5 protein-coding genes are annotated in these 3,885 nt (G+C 61.5%); 3 read left to right on the forward strand and 2 right to left on the reverse strand.

Features of this window, described 5'->3' with window-relative positions:
• A partial coding sequence (locus AC1D0Z_RS17315; RefSeq protein WP_477659458.1) for a GIY-YIG nuclease family protein occupies window positions 1-167 on the reverse strand: 167 nt, incomplete at its 3' end.
• Between the two features lie 43 nt (window positions 168-210).
• On the opposite strand from AC1D0Z_RS17315, the gene earP reads away from it, so the two are divergent.
• From earP to AC1D0Z_RS17330, 3 genes are all read left to right on the forward strand, one after another.
• Window positions 211-1,356, forward strand: coding sequence for an elongation factor P maturation arginine rhamnosyltransferase EarP (earP, locus tag AC1D0Z_RS17320; RefSeq protein ID WP_477659455.1), 1,146 nt, complete (start codon window positions 211-213; stop codon window positions 1,354-1,356).
• 117 nt (window positions 1,357-1,473) lie between these two features.
• Entirely contained in the window at window positions 1,474-2,028 is a 555-nt protein-coding gene (efp, locus tag AC1D0Z_RS17325; RefSeq protein ID WP_411883615.1) for an elongation factor P, read from the forward strand.
• A 116-nt stretch (window positions 2,029-2,144) separates the two neighbouring features.
• On the forward strand, window positions 2,145-3,008 hold the full coding sequence (locus tag AC1D0Z_RS17330; RefSeq protein WP_477659456.1) for an LOG family protein: 864 nt from the start codon (window positions 2,145-2,147) through the stop codon (window positions 3,006-3,008).
• On the opposite strand, the gene AC1D0Z_RS17335 is transcribed toward AC1D0Z_RS17330, so the two are convergent.
• On the reverse strand, window positions 2,986-3,885 hold a 900-nt coding region (locus AC1D0Z_RS17335), incomplete at its 5' end, for an MFS transporter (RefSeq protein ID WP_477659457.1). The two genes, AC1D0Z_RS17330 and AC1D0Z_RS17335, sit on opposite strands and share 23 nt — an antisense overlap.

Here is a 3,885-nt window from a genome sequence, read left to right on the forward strand (position 1 = left end):
CCGTGGTTCTTCTGGAAGTAGTTGGAAACCCGCTTCTTCAGGTTGCGCGCCTTGCCGACATACAGCACACCGCCCTCCGCATCGAAGTAGCGGTACACGCCGGGCAGGGCGGGCAACGCGGCGACTTCGCTGAGCAGTTGGGGATCGAATTCGTGGGCTTTGGTCATGGGCTGGAATGGTGTGACTGGCCGTATTGTGGACAATCCTTTCATGAATCGCAGCCTGCAGTGGGACATTTTTTGCAAAGTCATCGACAACTTCGGGGACATTGGCGTGTGCTGGCGCCTGGCCGCCGACCTGGCTTCGCGTGGGCACAAAGTGCGGCTCTGGGTCGACGATGCCTCAGCATTGACCTGGATGGCGCCTGCAGGCCATGAAAGCGTTCGGGTGTTGCCCTGGCCTCACGATGGTCAACCCCTGGACCTGGAGGGTGCGAAGCTCGCCGGGCAGCCCTGCGACGTGCTGGTTGAGGCCTTCGGCTGTGATGCCGCTCCTGATTTCATAGCTGCTTGCGCCCGTCTGCATTGCGCCGGGGGCATAAAGCCTGTATGGATCAATCTGGAATACCTGTCTGCCGAGGACTATGTGGCGCGCTGCCACGGCATGCCTTCGCCGGTGCAAAGCGGCCCGGCGGCCGGCTGGACGAAGTGGTTCTTCTACCCAGGCTTCACGGCGGATACCGGCGGGCTGCTGCGTGAACCAGACCTGCAGCGCAGGCAAGCAGGCTTTGACCGCGCCGGCTGGCTGAAAACCCACGGAATCCATTGGGGCGGCGAAGCCCTGGTGTCCCTGTTTTGCTATGAGCCCCCCGCGCTCGAAGGCCTGCTGGCGCAATTTTCAGAACATGGATTGCAAGGCAAACCGGTGCATCTGCTGGTGGCCGCGGGGCGTGCCGCAAACGCCGTTCACGCCCTGCTTGGTGATAAAAACCGGCCACAGCCCAATAAGGGCGGGCGCCAGCAGCTATCAATTTCATACCTGCCCTTGCTGGCGCAAACCGAATTCGACCACCTGCTCTGGGCATCAGACCTGAATTTCGTGCGCGGAGAGGACTCGCTGGTGCGGGCAATCTGGGCCGGCAAGCCTTTCGTCTGGCACATCTATCCGCAGCATGACGATGCGCACATGGTCAAACTGCAGGCCTTCCTGGACATGCTGCAAGCCCCCGCCTCGCTGCGGGGTTTTCACACCGCCTGGAACAGCAAAACAGCCCTGCCACTTGCCCCCGGCCACCCCGCGCCCTTCCCCATTGACCTGCCGGCCTGGCAAGCAACAGCCCAGGCGGCCCTCTCCCGCCTCATGGCCCAGGACGACCTGGGCACCCGGCTGCTCGGGTTTGTGGCAAAAAAACGTTAAAATCATAGGCTTTGCAGAACAGCCTGAAGGTCGACAAGACTTTGGCGTCCTGCACAACCCGCCGCGGAACCTGCACACCGGTGCAAGCGTTTAGCGGCCTACCTCAGTAAAACTGCTATGAAAATCGCTCAAGAAATCCGCGCCGGCAACGTCATCATGAACGGCAAAGACCCGATGGTGGTGCTCAAGACCGAATACAGCCGCGGCGGGCGCAATTCCGCCACCGTGCGCATGAAGCTCAAAAGCCTGGTCGCCAACTTCAACACTGAAGTCGTGTTCAAGGCCGACGACAAGATCGACCAGATCGTCCTCGACAAGAAGGACTGCACCTATTCCTACTTCGCCGACCCCCTGTATGTCTGCATGGACTCCGAGTACAACCAGTACGAAGTCGAAGCCGAAAACATGGGCGACTCGCTCAACTACCTGCAGGACGGCATGGAACTCGAAGTCGTGTTCTATGACGGCAAGGCCATCTCCGTCGAACTGCCCACCAGCGTGCAGCGCGAGATCACCTGGACGGAACCCGCCGTCAAGGGCGACACCTCCGGCAAGGTTCTGAAGCCTGCCAAGATTGCCACCGGCTTTGAAATCGGCGTGCCCATCTTTGTGGCACAAGGCGATGTGGTCGAAATCGACACCCGCACCGGTGAATACCGCAAGCGCGTCTGATCTGCCTGAGCCCGCCTGGGCATCACAAAAAGGCTCCTGATGGAGCCTTTTTTGCTTTTGGAGCCGGACATACATCGGCAAAGCTCCCGCCGATCCCCGATCGTTGACAATGGCGCATGGAACAAAAACAGGATCTATCCGTCGACCGCCTGGCCAACGCCTGGGCGGAACTGCAGGCCCACGCCAGCGAGGGCAATCCGCTGCAGGCCGACGCCTCACGTCTGGCCTTTGCCGACCCGGAGTTTTTGCTGCGGCGTGAAACACGCGGCATACGCTTCCAGCTGGAACTGCTCAAACCCGACCTGGAGCAGCAAGCCCACGGCATTGAAAACACAGTGGTTGTTTTCGGCAGTGCCCGGTTCCGCAGCGAAGAAGATTCCGTCACCATGGTGGCCGAGGCCGAGGCCGGCGGCGATGCCGAGACCATAGACCGCGCGCGAAAACTGGCGCGCAACGCCCATTACTATGAAAAGGCGCGGGCCTTCGGCAAGCTGGTGGCGCGGTACAGCGAAGACAAGCCGTCCGACAAAAAGCTCTTCATTTGCACCGGCGGCGGCCCGGGCATCATGCAGGCCGCCAACCGGGGTGCGCACGAGGCCGGAGGCTTAAGCGTTGGCCTGGCCATCGCCCTGCCCATGGAAGAAGCGGCCAACCCTTATGTGCCCCCCGAGCTGTCATTCAAGTTCCACTACTTCGCGCTGCGCAAGATGCATTTCATGATGCGTGCCAAGGCGCTTGTGGTGTTTCCGGGCGGCTTCGGCACGCTCGACGAACTTTTTGAGGTTGTCACACTGGTGCAGACCCGCAAAGCCAAGCCGGTGCCCATCATCCTCTTTGGCAGCAACTACTGGAAGCGCCTGCTCAATACCGACATGCTGGTGGAAGAAGGTGTGATCTCGCCCGGCGACCTGAAACTCTTTCAGTATGTGGACGACGCCCAGGTCGCCTGGGACCTGATCAAGGACTTTTACCGTCTGTAGGCCCGGCTCCGGGGTGATGCGCACCATGCGCCGACATGCTGTCTTTCAGCAGCCACGCAGCGCGTGAACCTGCGCCGACCATGGCCCCGGTGACCCAAAAAACCCCGCCGATGCCCATCAATGCGCCGGCGGATCCAAACAGCATCGGCATCACCACGCTGGATGCATTGATCGCCATCAGGCGCAGCCCCAGGGCTTCACCATGACGGGCTTCCGGCGTGATCTGGTGCAGCATGCTCATCACCATGGGCTGCACCATGCCCAGCGCAAGACCCAGCAGGATGGAGCACAGCCCCATGCCGATGGCCGAATGCATCAACGGGTAGATGCCGAACAGTGCGGCCGTCGCCAGCATGGAAACCGCCAGCACCTTCCACTCGCGCAAATGGGCTGCCACCAGCGGCATTACCATGCGTATCAAGGCCGCTGCCACCGCAAACGCTCCGAGGATGGTACCTATGACCGAGGCACTGATGCCGCGCTCAAAACCCAGCACCGGCACCACAAAGGTATGGACGTCCCAGCAGGACGACAAAAACCAGTTCACCAGCATGAGGCGGCGAAAATTGGCTTGGCGCAGCAAATCCCAGGCCTTGGGCTGCTGGCCGCCACTGGCGGCGATCACCGGCGGGAGCTCCCGCGTCTTGCGCACCAGGAACCAGCAGGCCAGCGGCAGGACCGCCATCAGAAAAAAAGCCGCGCGATAGCCGGAAGTGCTTCCGGGCACGGCCCCCACATGGTCAATCAGCAGAYCGGCGGAAAACGGTCCGATGAAATTGGACACCGCCGGGCCGATGGCGAGCCAGCTGAACACCTGGCGTAGCTCCAGCGCACCGACCGCCGCGCGGCCCACATGGCGCTGCAGCGAAATAACCGC

Source organism: Polaromonas sp. P1_E3 (assembly GCF_056405935.1).